Origin of the sequence: Pseudomonas deceptionensis (genome assembly GCF_900106095.1) — a bacterium.
GTDB lineage: Bacteria > Pseudomonadota > Gammaproteobacteria > Pseudomonadales > Pseudomonadaceae > Aquipseudomonas > Aquipseudomonas deceptionensis.
Window position 1 is genome coordinate 3,786,024 of sequence record NZ_FNUD01000002.1, and the last position, 18,621, is coordinate 3,804,644.

Consider the following 18,621-nt stretch of genomic DNA (forward strand, 5'->3'; position numbering starts at 1 on the left):
CATGCTGCGCTATATCATTTTGCGACTTGTGCTGCTGATCCCGGTGCTGCTGGGGGTATCGCTGATCGTCTTTGTGCTGCTGCACCTGGGCAATGGTGACCCGGCACTGGATTACCTGCGCCTGTCGCAGATCCCGCCGACCGACACCGCACTGGCCGAGGCGCGCCATGCGCTGGGCCTTGACCGCCCGCTGCCCGAGCAATACATCACCTGGCTGTGGAATGCCCTGCATCTGGACTTCGGCATCTCCTATATCACCGGGCGCCCGGTACTCGACGACATTCTCTACTACCTGCCTGCCACCCTGCAGCTGGGCGGTCTGGCCCTGCTCACCACCCTGGTGATGAGCATTCCGCTGGGCCTGGCGGCCGCCCGCTGGAAAGGCCGCTGGCCCGATCAGGTGGTGCGTTTCATCACCTTTATCGGCGTGTCGATGCCCAACTTCTGGCTGGCATTCCTGTTGATCGCCCTGTTCTCGCTGTGGCTGGGCTGGTTGCCACCGATGGGCCGTGGCGGCCCGCAGCACTTGTTGATGCCGGTGCTGGCAATTGCGCTGATGTCGATGTCGATCAACGCCCGCCTGCTGCGCGCCAGCCTGCTCGACGTGCGCCAGCAGCGGCATGTGTTCTACGCCCGGGCCCGTGGCCTGAATGAAAAGCGGGTGTGGCGCGACCATATCCTGCGCAATGCCTGGATGCCGCTGGTGACAGCCACCGGCATGCACATTGGCGAGTTGCTGGGCGGCGCACTGGTGATCGAAACCATCTTCGCCTGGCCCGGCGTCGGGCGCTTCGCCGTGAGCGCCGTGCTTAACCGCGACTTCCCGGTGATGCAGTGCTTCACCCTGCTGCTGACCACGCTGCTGGTGCTCTGCAACCTGGTGGTGGACATCTGCTACGCCTGGCTCGATCCGCGTACTCGTCTTTCGGGGGTGATGGCATGAGCGCACTGACTGCAACTTTTACAACCAGAAGGCACGGGCTGCGCATCGGTTATGTGCTGGTGGCCCTGCTGCTGGTGATGGCGCTGTTCGGCCCCTGGCTGGCGCCTTACGACGCCACCCTGGTGAACCTTGACGACCGCCTGCTGCCCGCCAGTGCCAGCCACTGGCTGGGCACCGACCATCTGGGCCGTGACGTGCTCTCGCGGCTGATCGTCGGCACGCAACTGTCTCTGGGCAGCGTGGTGCTGGTACTGGCGCTGGTGCTGGTGCTGGGCGTGGTCATTGGCGGCATTGCAGGGATCGTCGGCGGCAAGGTCGACATGGTCCTGATGCGCCTGTGCGACATGTTCCTGACGTTTCCGACCCTGGTGCTGGCGTTCTTCCTGATTGCCTTGCTGGGCACGGGCCTGACCAACGTGATCATCGCCATCGCCCTGTCCCACTGGGCCTGGTATGCGCGGATGGTGCGCGGCATGGTCCTGGCCCAGCGCAACCGCGACTATGTGCTGGCCTCGCGTCTGGCCGGCGCATCACGCCTGACCCGCCTGCGCCAGCACGTGATGCCCAACGTGGTGGGCCAATTGCTGGTGCTGGCGTCAATGGACATCGGCCATATGATGCTGCACGTCTCGGGCCTGTCGTTCCTCGGCCTGGGCGTGAGCCCGCCGACTCCGGAATGGGGCGTGATGATCAACGATGCCAAGGAATTTATCTGGACCCAACCGCAGCTGTTGCTGTGGCCGGGGCTGATGATCTTTATCTCGGTCATGGCCTTCAACCTGCTGGGCGATGCATTGCGTGACCGGCTCGACCCCGGCGTACTGGCGGAGATCAAGGAATGAAGCACACATTGGCGATTCGCGACCTGACGCTCAAACACCAGCAGCGCACCCTGGTTGACCGGGTGGAGCTGACCCTCAAGGCTGGCCAGGTGCATGCGCTGGTCGGCGCCAGCGGCTCGGGCAAGTCCCTGACCTGCCTGGGCATCCTCGATCTGTTGCCGCCCGGTGTCCACAGCAGCGGCGCGACCCTGCTGCTCGACGGGCAAACGGTGGAGCCCGCGCAACTGCGGGGGCGCGAAGTGGCACTGGTGCTGCAAAACCCGCGCAGCGCGTTCAACCCGGTACGTTCACTGCGCCAGCACGCCCTCGAAACCCTGCATGCACGGGGCATTCGCGGCGCAGTGGCCGATGAGCTGATCCACGCCACCCTGCACGAAGTCGGCCTGCACGATGCCCAGAGGGTACTCGACTCATTCGCCTTCCAGCTCAGTGGCGGCATGCTGCAGCGGATGATGATCGCCCTGGCCCTGCTCGCCGACAGCCGTTTTTTGCTGGCGGACGAGCCCACCAGTGACCTGGATGTTGTGGCCCAGGCGCGGTTTCTCGACCTGCTTGAGCGGCTGGTGGAGCAACGCAACCTGGGCGTGCTGCTGATCACCCATGACATGGGGGTTGTGGCGCGCTGCGCCGATCAGGTCACGGTCATGGCCCACGGCCGGATCGTTGAACACGCCGATGTGCATGCGCTGTTCCATGCACCGCAAAGCCAGGAAGCGCGCACGCTGCTGGCGGCACATCACTCACTGACCCTGGAGGCCTGCGCGCCATGAGCTTTATTCAAGTACGCGACCTGGACCACGGTTACACCGCGGGCGGGCTGTTCAGCAAACGGCACCGGGTTCAGGTACTGAGCGGGTTGAACCTCGACCTGCACAAGGGCCAGAGCCTTGGCCTGCTGGGAGGCAGCGGCAGCGGCAAAAGCACCCTGGCCCGCCTGCTGATGGGGCTGGAAAGTGCCGATCAAGGCAGCATCCTCTTCAATGGCCAGCCGGTGCAGGATCAGCCGTCGTTTTTGCAGAGCGTGCAGATGGTGTTTCAGGACGCCCTCAGTGCCTTTAATCCCCAGCGCAGCATTGGCTGGAGCATTGCCGAACCCTTGCGCCATCTTTCGGACATGCCCCCCCATGCGTGCAAGGCCCGGGTTGAGCAACTGTTGCAACAGGTCAGGCTTGAAGCCGGCGACATCGACAAACTGCCGGCGCAACTGAGTGGCGGCCAGCTGCAACGCGCCGGCATCGCCAGAGCCATGGCGATCGGGCCGCAACTGATTATTCTCGACGAAGCCCTGTCCAACCTTGACCGGGTGCTGCAGGTGCAGATTCTGGATTTGCTGGCGCAAGTGCGGCGCGAGTCGGGTACCGGTTTTTTGCTGATTACCCATGACTTGAGCCTGGTGCAGCGTTTTTGCCAGCGGGTGGTGGTATTGGCCAACGGCCAACTGGTGGAAGACCGGGAAGTGACGCCGCAGATGCGCTTTACCCATCCCGCTGCACGGACCCTGCAAGAGGCGGTGCTGCCGGCGATGCCGAGGGCCAGGAGAGTCCGTGAGCCGCAGTTGCAGACCTGAAACAGCGAGCCTCTGAACCTCTAACCTCTGTAGCCGCTGACGAGGAACGAAGGCTGCGATCGGGTTGGTGCGCCACTGCGACGAAGCGGCCGCAAAACCGGCAACCGCGCTTTTCCTGAAAATCCAGCCTGCATGGTTTTACGACTGCTACGCAGCCGATCGCAGCCTCGTTCTACTCGTCAGCGGCTACAAAGAGAGGCGCAGCCTGTAGCCGCTGACGAGCTCCGCGAGGCTGCGACCGGGTTGGTGAGCCACTGCGTCGAAGCGGTCGCAAAACCGGAAACCGCGCTTTTCCTGAAAATCCAGGCTGCATGGTTTTACGACTGCTACGCAGCCGATCGCAACCTCGTTCTACTCGTCAGCGGCTACAAAGAGAGGTGCAGCCTGTAGCCGCTGACGAGCTCCGCGAGGCTGCGACCGGGTTGGTGCGCCACTGCGACGAAGCGGTCGCAAAACCGGAAACCGCGCTTTTCCTGAAAATCCAGGCTGCATGGTTTTACGACTGCTACGCAGCCGATCGCAGCCTCGTTCTACTCGTCAGCGGCTACAAAGACAGGCGCAGTCTGTAGCCGCTGACGAGCTCCGCGAGGCTGCGACCGGGTTGGTGAGCCACTGCGACGAAGCGGTCGCAAAACCGGAAACCGCACTTTTCCTGAAAATCCAGGCTGCATGGTTTTACGACTGCTACGCAGCCGATCGCAGCCTCGTTCTACTCGTCAGCAGCTACAAAGACAGGCGCAGTCTGTAGCCGCTGACGAGCTCCGCGAGGCTGCGACCGGGTTGGTGCGCCACTGCGACGAAGCGGCCGCAAAACCGGCAACCGCGCTTTTCCTGAAAATCCAGGCTGCATGGTTTTACGACTGCTACGCAGCCGATCGCAGCCTCGTTCTACTCGTCAGCGACTACAAAGAGAGGTGCAGCCTGTAGCCGCTGACGAGCTTCGCGAGGCTGCGACCGGGTTGGTGCGCCACTGCGACGAAGCGGCCGCAAAACCGGCAACCGCGCTTTTCCTGAAAATCCAGGCTGCATGGTTTTACGACTGCTACGCAGCCGATCGCAGCCTCGTTCTACTCGTCAGCGACTACAAAGAGAGGTGCAGCCTGTAGCCGCTGACGAGCTTCGCGAGGCTGCGACCGGGTTGGTGAGCCACTGCGTCGAAGCGGTCGAAAAACCGGAAACCGCACTTTTCCTGAAAATCCAGGCTGCATGGTTTTACGACTGCTACGCAGCCGGTCGCAGCCTCGTTCTACTCGTCAGCGGCTACAAAGAGAGGTGCAGCCTGTAGCCTCAACGCTCAAATCACGTCCCGCTTTTAACCTTGCTCCACACCCGCGTGCGCACCCGTTCAAGTTTCAGCGGCAACGGTTCAAGCGGAAACAGGGTGGCCATCACGTCTTTGCCAGGGTAGATCTGCGGGTTGTCGCGGATCTTTTCGTCAATCAGCGCCTTGGCATCCAGATTGGCATTGGGGTACTTGAGATAGGTAGAGGTCTGCGCAATCACCTGCGGGCGCAGCATGTAGTCGATAAACGCCAGGCCCTGCTGCGGGTTGGGCGCATCGTTGAGCAACACCATGCTTTCAACCCAGATCGGCGCGCCTTCACGGGGAATGCTGTAACGGATGTCGCGGCCATTGCCGGCCACCTGGGAGGCGGTCCTCGCGTCCTGCACCCCGCCCGCCCAACCCACCACCGCACAGACGTTGCCGTTGGCCAGATCGGTGATGAATTTGGACGAGTCAAAATAGCGAATATACGGCCGCAGCGTCAGCAATAACGCCTCCGCTTTCTGGTAGTCCTGGGGGTTGGTGCTGTTGTAAGGCAGCCCGAGATAATGCAAGGCGATGGGGATGATTTCGCCAGGAGCGTCCAGCATGGCCACGCCACACTGGCTCAGCTTACTCAGGTTCTCGGGCTTGAAGATCAGGTCCCAGGAATCAACCGGCGCATCCGGCCCCAGGATTGCCCTGACCTTGTCCACGTCATAGCCGACCCCCGTGGTGCCCCACAGGTACGGCACGGCATAGCGATTGCCCGGATCGTTGCTTTGCATCTTGGCCAGAATGTCCGGGTCCAGATGCGAGCGATTGGGCAATTGCGCGGGGTCCAGTTCCTTGAGTACCCCGGCCTTGATCAGGTTGGGCAGCAGATCCCCGGTGGCCACGACCACGTCATAACCACTGCGCCCGGCCATCAGCTTGCTTTGCATCACATCGCTGTTGTCGAACACGTCATACATCGAGCTGATGCCGGTATCGGCCTGGAAGTTTTTCATCGTGTCCGGGGCGATAAAGTCGTACCAGTTGTAGATATTGACCTTGGGCCCGGCCGCAACCGCATGGCCGATGCTGCAACTCAACAGTGCTGCCAGCGCAAGGCGCATAACCTGTGGTGTCTTCATTTGCCTGCTCCGATCAACAGTTCGCGACGACCGTCTGCATGCTCGAGCTGCTCTCCCGAGAGCAGCAAACGACGGTCCTTGAGGTAGTCGTACTCGCGGCGGGCAGCCTTGAGTTGCTCCAGATCCAGTTCGACAACCTGACGGCTTTCATCACGCCCGGCTTCAAACAGCACCCGCCCGAACGGGTCGACCGCCATGCTGCCGCCCGCGAACACCAGCCCGTCATCCCCTGCCCCGACGCGGTTGACCATTACGGCAAACATCTGGTTTTCCTGGGCCCGGGCCAGAAGCGCAGTACGGTGCACAGGGCCGTAGGGGTCCATATTGCCGTTGGTGACGATGATAAGCTGGGCGCCCAGTTGCGCCAGGGCGCGGCCGGTTTCCGGCAGTTCGATGTCGTAGCAGATCAGCAGGCCCACCCGAATGCCCCGCCACAGCACGGTGGTAAAACGGTCGCCGGGGCAGAAGTCGCCACGCTCGGTTGGCCATAGATGGGTCTTGCGGTACTGCAGCGCGATCCCCTCGGGCGTCACCAGCACCGAGGTGTTGTAGAAACGCCCGTTATGGGCCTCGGCAATGCCCACCACCACACTCACATCACGCTCACGCACGGCCTGCAACACGGCTTTCAGCGTCGGACCGGTCAAGGGCTCGGCCACCTGCGCCAATTGCTGACCGCCGACAAAACCGGTCAAGTGGGTCTCCGGGAACACCAGTAAATCGGTATCGCCAGCGCAGGTGGCGATGGCGTTCAGAGTACGCGACAGGTTATAAGCGGTGTCGCCGTCACGGCCTGCCAGTTGCACCAATTCAATGTTCATCTCAGATCCTTGCACGGAGGGATGAGCCGAGTATGGTGCGCCGCTCAGCGCCAATATATGACTTCGATGGGGTAACACCCAATGGGTAGTGAGATGAATCTGACGCTGCAGGATGTGGCCTGGCATGACGCCATGGGCCGGGTGATCGAAACCCTCGACCAGCCCAATTTCTGGACCGCGCTGGTGCGTTTGCTGGGCCGCTATGTGCCCGTGGACAACTGGGTGGTGCTTGTCTACAGCGCCGGCAAACCCCGGGTGCTGGCCGAATCCCCCGGCGCAGACGGCGGCATGGACTCGCTGTTCCAGGACTATCTCAAGGGCCTGTACCTGCTGGACCCGTTCTACATTGCCAACCGCGAAGCACCGCGAACCGGGTTGTTCCGCCTGCAGGACGTGGCCCCGGAATGCTTTGAGCAGACCGATTACTATCAGCGTTATTTCCGCCTGAACGTCGTCACTGACGAGGTGCACATCAACGTACAACTCGACAACGAGCGCACCCTCAGCCTGTCGCTGGGCAACCAGTGCCGATTCAGCCTGGAACAGACCGCGTTGCTGGGCCTGGTGCAACCCTGGGTGGCCGCATTGATGCGCCAGCGCCTGATGTTCGAGCGCGAACCCGGGGAGGCCCCGGAGCTGACGCCCAACTGGCAAAGCCGCCTGGAAGCGGCAGCCGAGCAGTTGACTACGCCACTGACCGGGCGTGAAATGGAAGTCGCCCTGCTGCTGCTCAGCGGCTGCTCGAACAAGGAAATCGCGCGCAAACTGGCGATCTCTGCCGAGACCGTGAAGGTGCACCGCAAGCACATGTACAGCAAGCTGGGGATCAAGTCACAGTCCGAGCTGTTCTCGCTGTTTTTGCAGGCGCAGGAATAAAAAGCACCTACCGTTGCACTTCCTTGCAGTGTAAGTTTGGAAATGTTTTGTTTCATTCACCCCACATTTCTACCTGACCGACTGCCAAGGAATGCCCCTCGCAATGGATTTCTCACTCAAGCAACTGGCCGCAGCAACCCTGATGCTGGCCAGCCTCAGCGCGTTCACCACCAGCGCTCACGCCACGATCACCCCGCAACAGAGCGGCCTCATTCTCAAAACCTTCAGTGATCAAAAGGTCACGGATTTCAGGCAGTTCCTGGCCAGCCTGGCCAAGAGTGACCTGGCCAGGACCGACAACCTGGGGCCTGCCATCGATGGTTTCCTCGATAACAAGACCTTGTCCGCCGAACAGCAGAACGATATCTATCGCCTGCTGGGCCTGTATACCCGGCTCAAGTACGGCAACGCAGCCACCCAGACCCTGCGTGAACTGGTCGCCATCCCGACCGTGAATCTGGACGATGTGCCGCAGTACAAGAACCCTGAGTTCATCAAGATCGGCAACAAGATCCAGGACCTGGCCAAGTCCTTCGACCTTAACTTTCGCAACATCGACAACCGTGTCTATGAAATTTCCCTTGAGGGCAGTGGCGATGAGGTGGTGGGTATCCATGCCCACGCCGACGTGGTGCCCGTGAGCCCTGAAAACTGGGTACTCAAGGACGGCACCCGACTTGACCCGTTTAAAGTCACCCTGATCGGCGATCGCATGTATGGCCGCGGCACCGAGGATGACAAGAACGGCATCGTGGTGACGCTGTACGCCATGAAGGTGATCAAGGAAGAGAAACTGCCGCTGGCCCGCAACTTCAAGCTGCTGGTGGACACCACCGAGGAAACCACTGGCGACGCCATCCCTTATTACTTCGAACGCAACCCCACGCCCAACTACAACCTGGCGCTGGATGGCGGCTACCCGGTAGTGATTGCAGAAAAAGGCTACGGCACCGTCATGGCCAGTTTTGCGCGGCGTAACGCCGAGGGCCAGGGCGCCGAAATCATCTCGCTCACGGGCGGCCTGGCCACCAACCAGATCCCGTCGACTTCAGTCGCCACTTTTGTCACCGACAAGCCTGCCGAACTGGCCGCCAGCCTGAACAAGGCCGGTGCCGAGTATGCCGAGCGCAACGGTGCAAACTTCGAGGTCAATGCCAAGGTGGTCGGCAAGGATGTCGTACTGACCGTCACAGGGGTTTCTGCGCACTCCTCCGAGCCAGAGTCCGGGGTGAACCCGGTGGCAAGGATGCTCGACTTTATCAGCAGCGTTGATGGCCAGATCGCCCTCAAGCACAACCACATTACCGACGCTGCACACTATGGCGCCGACAACTGGGGGCTGGACTACGAGGGTGGCAAGCTGGGGGTCGGGTTTTCTGATGAGTTCATGGGGCCGTTGACCACTTCGCTGACCTTTGTGGGGCTGGATGACAAGGCCCTCAAGCTGGCGGTCAACCTGCGTGTGCCGAAGGGCAAGTCCCCGCAAGTGCTCCAGGCGCAAATCGCCGGGAAGCTGGATGCCTGGAGCAAGAGCAAGCAAGTCCCGGTGACCTTTGACTACACGATCGCCGAGCCGATGTACCGCAACCCTGAAGGCGAATGGGTCAAGGCGCTACTGGCCGTGGCCACCGAGAACCTGGGCATGGAGCACAAGTACGGCACATCGGCGGGCGCCACTTCGGTACATGAGTTGCCCAACGGCGTGCAATTTGGTCTGGCCATGCCCGACGTCAAATACACCGGCCACAACGACAACGAGTTCAAGACGGTGGAGCAGTTCATGCTGGACTTGCAGATCGTGACCGAGATGATGGCGCGTATCGGGCAGTTGCCAAAACTCTGAGACACACCCTTTTAGCCACAGGTTTTGCTGGCGCTTCGTCGCAGTGGCGCACCAACCCGATCGCAGCCTTCGGCAGCGGCTACAGGGTTTGTGTACTGCGCAATCTGTTGCTTTGCTTTGGCTTTGGCTTTTGATCTGCTCTTGATCTACCCGCCCCTTCGGGAGGCCGAGTGGAGGTTCTGCGCAGTGGGTCTCCCGGCATGGATGCCGGGAGAGCCGTGTTGGGCCAAGGATGGCCCGTCACGGCGTGCCCACGGAGCGGGACCGGAGCGAGGGACACCTGAGCGCAGCGAGGGCCGTACGCCGGGGCAAGGCCTTTTTGCTTACTTTTGTGGCTGTTTGACAAAAGTGAGCCGCCGTAAGGGCGGAACCCGTAAAACGCCGTGGCGCATCAAATGGATATGTACACAGGTCTCGCCCTTACGGCGAGTCCCTGCCCTGCCATACGGCCTCCAGGGATCCCTTCGCCAGCAGGCTGGCTCCCACAGTAATCAGGCACATGGCGCAGATTTTGTGGGGGCTGGCTTGCTTCCACAGCAGATTGGAGGATGCCTCACGGGCAAGCCCGGCGCCCACAAACATTCAAACTGCTTTCCAGCCCACCTGTTCAAGGGCAGCCAGCAAACGCTCAGGCTTAAGCGCCAGCACGGTATTGCCACACCCTTTCAGGTCATCGGCACCGAGCATGGCGTTGAGAATGGCTTCTTCAACCGCATCCGCCGCCGCCCCGAACAGCGGCGAAATGTAGTCGTTATTGACCATCTGCAACGCCGTTGTCGGCTCACCCGGATGACCGAAGTTGGCCGCCGGCAAGTTGTTGTTGCCCACCGAAAAGGCAATGAAAATATCGCCGCTGGAATCCTCGGTACCTCCGCCCACCCGCGCCAGCCCGACACTGGCACGCTGCGCAAGCCGGGTGCATTGATGCGGCAGCAAAGGCGCATCGGTGGCAATGGTAATCACGATTGACCCCATGCCCGGTACGCCGACATTGACCGCGCTTTTAAAGGGCGACGGCACATCGTCCAGCACCGTGCCGACCGGGTAACCAGCCACCCGCAAGGCTTCGCGCACGCCGTAGTTGGCCTGTACCAGCACGCCCACGGTCCAGCCGCCCTGCTCCGGGCTCAATACCCGCGAAGAGGTGCCGATCCCGCCCTTGAATTCATGGCAGATCATCCCCGTGCCACCACCGACGTTGCCTTCTGCAACCGGGCCGCTACGGGCCGCTTGCAGGGCAAGGTGCACATGCTCGGCGGTAACGTGCTGCCCCCAGATATCGTTCAGCGTGCCATCGTAGGTTTCCAGCACCACGGGCATGCACCAATAGGTGTGCTGCTTGCCCATCTCCCGCTCGGCCGCCACCAGTGCATCGCGCACCACGCCAACACTGTGGGTGTTGGTATAGGCAATGGGCGAAGTCAGCAAACCCGCCTCGCGAATCCACTCCAGCCCCGTGGCGTCACCATTGCCATTGAGCACATGCACGCCCGCAAAACACGGTTGCAGGTGGGTGGCCCCGGCCCGCGGCTCAATCACGGTCACACCGGAATGGATGGAAACTTCGTCGGTTTCAACATTGAGCGTGTGATGACCGACACGAACCCCGGGGACATCGGTAATGGCGTTGTACACGCCCGGAGTGCCTGAACCGATGGTGATGCCAAGCTCACGGATACGCATGGTGTTGTTCTCGTCATTCGATAAAGTGCCCCCAGTGTAGAAACCCGGCAGGCACTTGACGATACCCCCCATTCACTACCCCCGAGGGGTTACTTGTCCGACTTGATACTGGTCCAGACCCGGGTCCGCACGCGTTCCAGCTTTTGCGGCAACGGCTGCACCACATACAGGTTGGCGAGCGCTTCGGGGGTGGGCGTCAGGTTCGGGTTGCCGGTGATGTCACGGTTGATCAGTGCCAGCGAGTCCTTGTTGGCGTTGGGGTAACCCAGAAAATCGCTGATACCGGCAATCACCTTGGGCTCCAGCAAGTGGTTCAGGAACTCATGGGCCTCGGCGACGTTCTTCGCGCTTTTGGGGATGGCGAACGTATCAAACCAGATCGGCGCGCCTTCTTTCGGCAGACGCCAGTCGACCACCACCCCGTTACCCGACTCTTTGGCCCGGTTGCCGAACTGGTAAAAGCTGCCGGAGTAACCGATGGCCACGCAGATATCGCCATTGGCAATGTCCGTCATGTATTTGGCCGAGTTGAAGTAGGTCACGTACGGGCGGATCTTCAACATCAGCTCTTTGGCTTTTTCATAGTCGGCCGGGTTCTGGCTGTTGGGGTCCAGGCCCAGGTAATGCAGCGCTATCGGCAGGATTTCCGAAGGTGTATCGAGCATCGCCACGCCACAGGATTTGAGCTTGGCCATGTTTTCGGGCTTGAACACCAGGTCCCAACTGTCCACCGGTGCGTCGTCGCCCAGCGCGGCCTTGACCTTGGCCGGGTTGAAGCCGATCAGCACCGTGCCGTACATGTAGGGCACGGCGTACTGGTTGCCGGGGTCATTGGTCTCCAGCAGCTTGAGCAACGCGGGGTCTTGATGCTGCCAGTTGGGCAGTTTTGACTTGTCCAGTTTCTGGAACACGCCGGCCTTGATCTGGGTATCGAGAAACTGGTTGGACGGCACGACCAGGTCATACCCCGAGTTGCCCGTCAGCAGTTTGGCTTCCAGGGATTCATTTGTGTCGAAAGAGTCCCAGGTCACGTTGATGCCCGTCTGTTTCGCGAAGTCCTTGGGTACGGACGGCAGGATGTAGTCCGCCCAGTTGTAGACCCGCAATTGGCGCTGTTCGGCATGCGCTGCGCCGGCCAGCAGGGTCAGACCGCAAACAGTGGCGCCCAGCAAGCGTTTCATAGTGTCCATGGATCAGTTCCCCGAATGTGGCGTGAGATCGATAGTTGTTATGTTCTGTACACGGCAGCGGCCTGCAAATGGCCAAGGGCAAGGACGGTCAAATTTATTGTTGTGTGGTGGGTAGGCTTGATTCTTGCTGACAGACTCCCGGGTTCACAGTGGGGAGCGGGCCAAAAGGGGATCGCTGTGGCCATTATGCGTGTCCGAATCTATGTCCGGCCGTGCCGGGCCACCGCCAAAAAAATCAGAATGAATGGATGTGCAACCTGCTCCTCCAAAACAGGCACTATGCATGCTCGCCACGCCCATCCAACGTACCAACACACCTGAACGAAGAGGATTCGATGACTTATACCGCTGCCGATAACCGCTACGATTCCATCCCTTACCGCCGCGTGGGCCGCAGCGGGTTGGTGTTGCCGGCACTGTCTCTGGGGCTGTGGCACAACTTTGGCGACAGCACGCCCATCGACACCCAGCGTGCCCTGCTGCGCACCGCGTTCGACCTGGGCATCAACCACTTCGACCTGGCCAACAACTACGGCCCGCCCTACGGCAGCGCCGAGACCAATTTCGGCCGTTTGCTGCGTGAAGATTTCAAGCAGTACCGCGATGAGCTGATCATCTCCAGCAAGGCCGGCTGGGACATGTGGCCCGGCCCTTACGGTCAGGGCGGCGGTTCACGCAAGTACGTGCTGGCCAGCCTTGACCAGAGCCTGCAGCGCATGGGGCTGGACTACGTGGATATTTTCTACTCGCACCGTTTCGACCCCGATACGCCACTGGAAGAAACCGCCAGCGCCCTGGCCACGGCCGTGCAACAGGGCAAGGCGCTGTACATCGGGATCTCGTCGTACTCCGGGGTGAAGACCCGGGAAATAGCCGCTTTTCTCAAGGAGTGGAAAGTGCCGCTGCTGATCCACCAGCCGGCGTACAACATGCTCAACCGCTGGGTTGAACAGGACCTGCTGGACACCACCGACGAGCTGGGCGCTGGCGTGATTGCCTTCACCCCGCTGGCTCAGGGGTTGCTGACCGACAAGTACCTCAATGGCATACCGGCTGATGCGCGGGTCAACCGTCCGGGCGGTGGCTCGTTGCAGGCTTCGCACTTGTCCGAGAGCAATATTGCCCATGTGCGGGCGCTCAACGAGATTGCCCGGCAACGGGGCCAGAGCCTGGCCCAGATGGCACTGGCCTGGACCCTGCGCGACCCGCGCGTGACCTCGGCGCTGATCGGTGCCAGCCGGCCGGAGCAGATCATCGAGAACGTCGGGGCCTTGCAAAACCTGACCTTCAGCCCGGAGGAACTGGCCAGCATTGACCATTTTGCCCAGGAAGGCGGGATCAACCTCTGGAAAAAACCGTCTACGGCGCAATAGTCAAAAGCCCCTCCCCCGAACCCTCTTCCAAGGAAGAAGGTTCGGGGTCTGTCACGCTAACCGCTCTGCCAACGCCTTGGCCTGCAAGGCAACGTCAGTCACCGCGGTGCTTTCCCACCACTGGCCACGCAGCGGCGGCCCCATGGCAAACAGACGCTGCGCCGGTACCGACGCCGCATTCAACACCGCCCCGCCAGGGTCCGCCGCAATCCCCAACCCCAAATTACCCGGCTGGATCAGCCCGCGCTGCAACAGCTGCCGGGGCAAGGCTTTATCCACCCGGCGCCAGTCGTACTCGATACCGGTGGAGTTGATCAGCCCATCCCCTTCTACCCATACCGCTTCATCCTGACCACGGTAGCGCAGACGAATCCGCGGGCCCGAGCTATCGACCCCTTGCAATGACGCCGCACGGATACTCAGCCGCCCTTCGTTGAGCAACCGCTCCAGCAAGGCATTGCCCTGGGGCGGCGAGCGGTGGTGATGGCTTTCCCACCAGGGCCGCACATGACGCACAAACTGGCGGCGCTCCCTGTCACTGGCCTGGCTCCAAAGCCTGGCGATATGCACCCGCACGGTGTCCAGCGGCGCCTGCCAGTCGATGCCCTGCGCCTGCGCGAGGGCACATTGGCGCCGTAGCTCACGCAGCAACTGCAAGGGGCTGCGCAGATCCGGCGCCTGGCTCAAAAAGTCTTCCCAGGGGGGTGGCTGACGGCGCACATGGGGCAACAGGCCGTGTCGCGAAAACACCTCGATCGGCCCGCGATGCCCGGCCTGATTCAGCGACTCCAGCGCATCGACCATGGTCAGCCCCGAGCCGATGATCAGCACCCGGGCGTCCACAGGCAACCCGCGCAATGCGTCAACATCCCAAGGGTCCAGAGCCGCCGCGTTAAGGCCACTGGACTGACGCTGGGCGGTACGGGCGGCCGGGAACATCCCGGTGGCCAGCACCGCCGCCCCGGCCTGCCACGCGGCACCGCCCTTAAGCGTGACCGCAACCCCGTGCTCAAGGGTTTGCAGGTCGATGACTTCGTCGCGCACGTGGGTCAGGCTGGACCCGTTGCGCTCGCCAATGGCCAGCGCCTGGGCCAGACGTTGCCGGGCATACAGCCCGAACAGCCCGCGTGGCGGGAACAATTGGGCCACCGGCACCGACTGTTGATCGGACTCGGGCCAGCCGCCGTCAGCGATATACGCTTGCAGCCAGCGGGTCAGGTCATCGGCATCGTCCGGCTCGACGCTCATGCGCGCCGCATTGCCGTTCAAGGTATGCCCCAGTTCGGTGGCGCTGTAGGCCTCGCCCCGCCCCAGTTCAGCCCTCGGTTCCACCACGACAATCTGCCGGGCACCGGGCAACCGCAGCAGCTGCATGGCCAACAAGGCGCCGCTCAGCCCACCGCCAACAATCAACACATCGGCCTCACGGATGGCGGGAGTCGCCTGTCCGGTTTGCGGCTCATTCATGGCTATTCACTCGTTCTTGGATTTTTTAAGCGCTGAACACAGGATCGATGGCCGACACAGTACCTGTCACGGAGCATCGAGTTACTCCTGAAGCTACCCATTGCACGAGCTTTTGCACAGGCCATGCCAGTTTTAATGACTGTTGATTATCTCCATGACACATTTCGTGTGGGCACGCGGCTGCGCGGGCTTGACCAGCCCGCGCAGTGTCCGGATTCACTTCAGTCTGTTGCTCAACTGTTGCCTGGCGAACAGTTGTCCTGCAACGCTCGCGGGCGATGACTGCGCAGTTCGGCTGCCGGGGCGGTGGCCGGCTGCAACTGGAAGTCGAATGTCAGCTCGGCATAACGCCCCGTCACATCACGGGCACTGTCGTCACGAAACTGCACTTCGCCCACCAGGCCATCGCGGGTGGCATAGGCAAAGTCGTCCCACAGGTACTTGTCGCCCGACAGGTTGATCTGGGTGGTCAGGTGGCGGTGGCCGGGGGCCGAGATAAAGAAGTGCACATGGGCCGGACGCTGGCCGTGACGGCCCAGCAGGTCCAGGCATTCCTGGGTCGGCCCCTGCGGATCGCAACCGTAACCCGAGGGCACGATGCTGCGGGCGCGATAGCGACCTTCGGCATCGGTGATGATGCGCCGACGCAGGTTGTATTCGGACTGGCTCTGGTCGAAAAACGAATAGGTGCCTTTGGTGTTGGCCTGCCATACGTCGACCGTGGCACCGGCCAGCGGCTTGCCCTGAGTGTCGAACACCTGGCCTTCGAGGAACATCACGGTGGCAACGCCCTCCTCGCTGCCGTCGTCCATCCGCGCGTGCCCTTCGGACAGCGGGGCCCCGGCCACGTACAACGGGCCTTCGATGGTACGCGGGGTGCCGCCAGTCAGGCCGGCCTGTTCATCCTTGGCGTCCTGCAGCAAATCGAGGAAGTGCTCGATGCCAAGACCCGCCACCAGCAGCCCGGCCTCGGAGCGGCCGCCCAGACGGTTGAGGTAGTCCACGGACTTCCAGAATTCGTCTTCGGTGATTTCAAGGTCTTCGATGATTTTTGCGCTGTCTTGCAGCACACGCAAAATGATGCTTTTGAGACGCGTGCTGCCGTTGTCGCTGCCAAAGCCGGCGGCTTCTTTGAAGAAGCTCTGAATACCGTCAGTGTGGGAAATTTTCACGGTCATGAGGCTCACCTTATGTTGTTCTTATGCGAGGGAATTGAGCGTTAGCGGTCGTCGCTGTGGATCGAGGACGGATGGCGGCACAGCCCTTCGATCTCGATATCCATGTACGGGAAGAGCGGCAGTTGCAGCAGGGTGTCGTGCAATGCCTCGACGCTGGCCACGTCAAATACGCTGTAGTTGGCGTAGTGCCCGGCAATGCGCCACAGATGGCGCCACTTGCCCTCCTGTTGCAGGCGCTGGGCCAGTTCCTTTTCGTCTGCCTTGAGTTTCGCGGCCTTGGTCGGGTCCATGTCCAGCGGCAGGTTGACGGTCATTTTTACGTGGAAAAGCATGGGGTTCTCCTTGAATACACGGGAATGCTATTTGTGGGAGCGAGCCTTCATCGCGAGCAGGCTCGCTCCCACAAGGTTTGGTCCAGCGTCAGGCCCAGGCTCGGGGTACGCGGGATGCCATTTGTGGGAGCGAGCCCGCTCGCGAAGACATCGAGGCGCCTGCAAGGCTTTGCTCAACGGCTGAAACGCGCCAGACGCTCTTCGTCCAGCGTCAGGCCCAGGCCCGGAGTTCGCGGGATATGCAGTTCAAAGTCACGGTACTGCGGCGCTTCGATAACGATGTCTTCGGTGAGCAACAGCGGCCCGAACAGCTCGGTGCCCCAGGTCAATTGCTTGAGGGTGAGGAAGGCATGGGCCGATGCCAGCGTGCCCACCGTGCCTTCCAGCATGGTGCCGCCGTACAGGGCAATACCGGCCGCTTCGGCGATGTGCGCAGTACGCAGCACAGCGCGGGGGCCGCCGTTTTTGGCGATCTTGAGGGCGAACACACTGGCTGCGCCGTCGGCCGCGAGGCTGAAGGCGTCCTCGACACTTTCGATGGACTCGTCGGCCATGATCGGCGCCGGGCTGCGCTGGTTCAGGCGCACCTGCCCCGAGCGGTTGACCCGCGAAATCGGCTGTTCGATCAGGTCGATACCGTTGTCACCCAGCACCTGACAGCCACGGATGGCCTGGGACTCGTCCCAGTACTGGTTCACGTCAACCCGCACGCTGGCGCGATCACCCAGGGCCTTTTTGATCGCGAGCACATGCTTGAGATCCTGCTCCAGCGGGTTGGCGCCAATCTTCAGCTTGAAAATCCGGTGACGGCGCACATCCAGCATCTGCTCGGCTTCGGCGATATCGCGGGCGGTGTCGCCGCTGGCCAGGGTCCAGGCCACCTCCAGGCTGTCACGTACCCGACCGCCCAGCAGCTCGCTGACCGGCAGCCCCAGGCGCTTGCCCTGAGCATCCAGCAGCGCGCTTTCAATTCCGGACTTGGCGAAGGTATTGCCTTTGGCAATCTTGTCCAGGGTCTGCATGGCGGCATTGATATTGGCCGCTGGCTTGCCTATCAGCATCGGGGCCAGATGCGCATCGATGTTGGCCTTGATGCTTTCCGGGCTCTCGTACCCGTAGGCCAGGCCACCGATGGTGGTGGCTTCGCCGATGCCTTCAATACCGTCGCTACAACGCAGGCGCAGGATCACCAGGGTCTGCTTGCGCATGGTGTGCATCGCCAGCGTGTGCGGACGGATGGTGGGCAGGTCGACGATCTGGGTCGTCAGGCTTTCAATCAGGACTTGGTTCATTTGAGTGTTCCCGTCAGGTACTTGATACCGGCCCTTCAGCCGAGGTCGCCGCCGCCGACCGGCAGGGTTACGCCGGTGATATAGGAGGCTTCGTCGCTGGCCAGAAACAGGATCGCGCCGACCTGTTCATCCAGGCTGGCGTAGCGTTTCATCAGGCTGCTGTCCAGGGTCTGGTCGACGATTTGCTGGTACCAGACTTTCTCGTCCGGCGTCGGCTGGGCTTCATTGCGCGCAATCCGGCGCGGCGGTGCCTCGGTACCGCCCGGTGCGGTGGCGTTGACCCGAATGCCGCGCTCGGCGTTCTCGAACGCCAGGCAGGCGGTCAGTGCATTCACCCCGCCCTTGGCCGCGCCGTAAGGCACACGGTTGACACTGCGGGTGGCGATTGAAGACACGTTCACGATCGCGCCATGGCCCTGTTCCAGCATGTAGGGCAGCGCCGCATGGCAGCACCACAGGGTGGGGAACAGCGAACGGCGCACTTCGGCCTCGATTTCTTCGACCTGGTAGTGCTCGAACGGCTTGGCCCAAATGGTGCCGCCCACGTTATTGATCAGAATGTCGAGACGGCCGAAGGTTTTTACCGCCTCAGCCATCACCCGAGCGCAGTCGGTGTATTGCTCAAGGTCGGCCGTCAGGGTCAGCACGCCCTCGCCCTGCAGCTCGAAAACCAGCTCGGAACGGTCCACCGCAATGACGCGTGCGCCTTCAGCCAGCAAGCGTTCACACACACGGCGGCCAATGCCTTGGGCTGCGCCGGTGACCAGCGCGACCTTGTTGTCGAATCTGTTGTTCATGGCAACCTCGTCTAAAA

Annotated in this window: 16 protein-coding genes; 7 read left to right on the forward strand and 9 right to left on the reverse strand. The window is 61.7% G+C overall.

The window, feature by feature from the left end; all coding sequences use genetic code 11:
* Position 1: 1 nt before the first annotated feature.
* From nikB to nikE, 4 genes are read left to right on the forward strand one after another with little or no spacing between them, the layout of a single operon-like run.
* Positions 2–943, forward strand: a complete 942-nt coding sequence (gene nikB / locus BLW11_RS17355; RefSeq protein ID WP_048361592.1) for a nickel ABC transporter permease subunit NikB — start codon at positions 2–4, stop codon at positions 941–943.
* On the forward strand, positions 940–1,785 hold the full coding sequence (gene nikC / locus BLW11_RS17360; RefSeq protein WP_048361591.1) for a nickel ABC transporter permease subunit NikC: 846 nt from the start codon (positions 940–942) through the stop codon (positions 1,783–1,785). The genes nikB and nikC overlap by 4 nt, the downstream gene beginning before the upstream one ends.
* Positions 1,782–2,555 carry an ATP-binding cassette domain-containing protein gene (locus tag BLW11_RS17365; protein ID WP_048361590.1) on the forward strand — a complete coding sequence of 258 codons (774 nt, stop codon included), beginning with the start codon at positions 1,782–1,784 and terminating at the stop codon, positions 2,553–2,555. The genes nikC and BLW11_RS17365 overlap by 4 nt, the downstream gene beginning before the upstream one ends.
* A complete protein-coding gene (gene nikE / locus BLW11_RS17370; RefSeq protein WP_048361589.1) occupies positions 2,552–3,352 on the forward strand; it encodes a nickel import ATP-binding protein NikE in 801 nt (266 codons plus the stop codon). The genes BLW11_RS17365 and nikE overlap by 4 nt, the downstream gene beginning before the upstream one ends.
* A 1,299-nt stretch (positions 3,353–4,651) precedes the next feature.
* Here the strand turns inward: nikE and BLW11_RS17395 are convergent.
* Together BLW11_RS17395 and BLW11_RS17400 are read right to left on the reverse strand one after the other, a co-directional pair.
* Positions 4,652–5,752, reverse strand: coding sequence for a polyamine ABC transporter substrate-binding protein (locus BLW11_RS17395; protein ID WP_048361586.1), 1,101 nt, complete (start codon positions 5,750–5,752; stop codon positions 4,652–4,654).
* On the reverse strand, positions 5,749–6,573 hold the full coding sequence (locus BLW11_RS17400; RefSeq protein ID WP_048361585.1) for a carbon-nitrogen hydrolase family protein: 825 nt from the start codon (positions 6,571–6,573) through the stop codon (positions 5,749–5,751). Before BLW11_RS17400 ends, BLW11_RS17395 begins: the two co-directional genes overlap by 4 nt.
* Positions 6,574–6,666: 93 nt before the next feature.
* Between BLW11_RS17400 and BLW11_RS17405 the strand changes: the two genes are divergently transcribed.
* Both BLW11_RS17405 and BLW11_RS17410 read left to right on the forward strand, forming a co-directional pair.
* A complete protein-coding gene (locus tag BLW11_RS17405; protein ID WP_048361584.1) occupies positions 6,667–7,449 on the forward strand; it encodes a helix-turn-helix transcriptional regulator in 783 nt (260 codons plus the stop codon).
* A 103-nt stretch (positions 7,450–7,552) separates the two neighbouring features.
* On the forward strand, positions 7,553–9,292 hold the full coding sequence (locus BLW11_RS17410; RefSeq protein WP_048361583.1) for a dipeptidase: 1,740 nt from the start codon (positions 7,553–7,555) through the stop codon (positions 9,290–9,292).
* A gap of 582 nt (positions 9,293–9,874) precedes the next feature.
* On the opposite strand, the gene BLW11_RS17415 is transcribed toward BLW11_RS17410, so the two are convergent.
* Positions 9,875–10,975, reverse strand: coding sequence for a DmpA family aminopeptidase (locus BLW11_RS17415; RefSeq protein WP_048361819.1), 1,101 nt, complete (start codon positions 10,973–10,975; stop codon positions 9,875–9,877).
* Between the two features lie 89 nt (positions 10,976–11,064).
* A complete protein-coding gene (locus BLW11_RS17420; protein ID WP_048361582.1) occupies positions 11,065–12,165 on the reverse strand; it encodes a polyamine ABC transporter substrate-binding protein in 1,101 nt (366 codons plus the stop codon).
* A 335-nt stretch (positions 12,166–12,500) separates the two neighbouring features.
* On the opposite strand from BLW11_RS17420, the gene mgrA reads away from it, so the two are divergent.
* A complete protein-coding gene (mgrA, locus tag BLW11_RS17425; RefSeq protein WP_048361581.1) occupies positions 12,501–13,538 on the forward strand; it encodes an L-glyceraldehyde 3-phosphate reductase in 1,038 nt (345 codons plus the stop codon).
* 51 nt (positions 13,539–13,589) lie between these two features.
* Here the strand turns inward: mgrA and BLW11_RS17430 are convergent, their stop codons facing one another.
* From BLW11_RS17430 to BLW11_RS17450, 5 genes are all read right to left on the reverse strand, one after another.
* Positions 13,590–15,005: an FAD/NAD(P)-binding protein gene (locus tag BLW11_RS17430; RefSeq protein WP_048361580.1), complete on the reverse strand. Its 1,416-nt coding sequence runs from the start codon at positions 15,003–15,005 to the stop codon at positions 13,590–13,592.
* 233 nt (positions 15,006–15,238) lie between these two features.
* Positions 15,239–16,183: a catechol 1,2-dioxygenase gene (catA, locus tag BLW11_RS17435; RefSeq protein WP_048361579.1), complete on the reverse strand. Its 945-nt coding sequence runs from the start codon at positions 16,181–16,183 to the stop codon at positions 15,239–15,241.
* A 41-nt stretch (positions 16,184–16,224) separates the two neighbouring features.
* Complete coding sequence (gene catC, locus BLW11_RS17440) at positions 16,225–16,515, reverse strand: muconolactone Delta-isomerase (protein ID WP_048361578.1); 291 nt, start codon at positions 16,513–16,515, stop codon at positions 16,225–16,227.
* A gap of 173 nt (positions 16,516–16,688) precedes the next feature.
* Positions 16,689–17,807 (reverse strand): muconate cycloisomerase family protein, encoded by a 1,119-nt coding sequence (locus BLW11_RS17445; protein ID WP_048361577.1) that lies wholly within the window; start codon positions 17,805–17,807, stop codon positions 16,689–16,691.
* A 35-nt stretch (positions 17,808–17,842) separates the two neighbouring features.
* On the reverse strand, positions 17,843–18,604 hold the full coding sequence (locus tag BLW11_RS17450; protein WP_048361576.1) for a 1,6-dihydroxycyclohexa-2,4-diene-1-carboxylate dehydrogenase: 762 nt from the start codon (positions 18,602–18,604) through the stop codon (positions 17,843–17,845).
* Positions 18,605–18,621 lie beyond the last annotated feature (17 nt).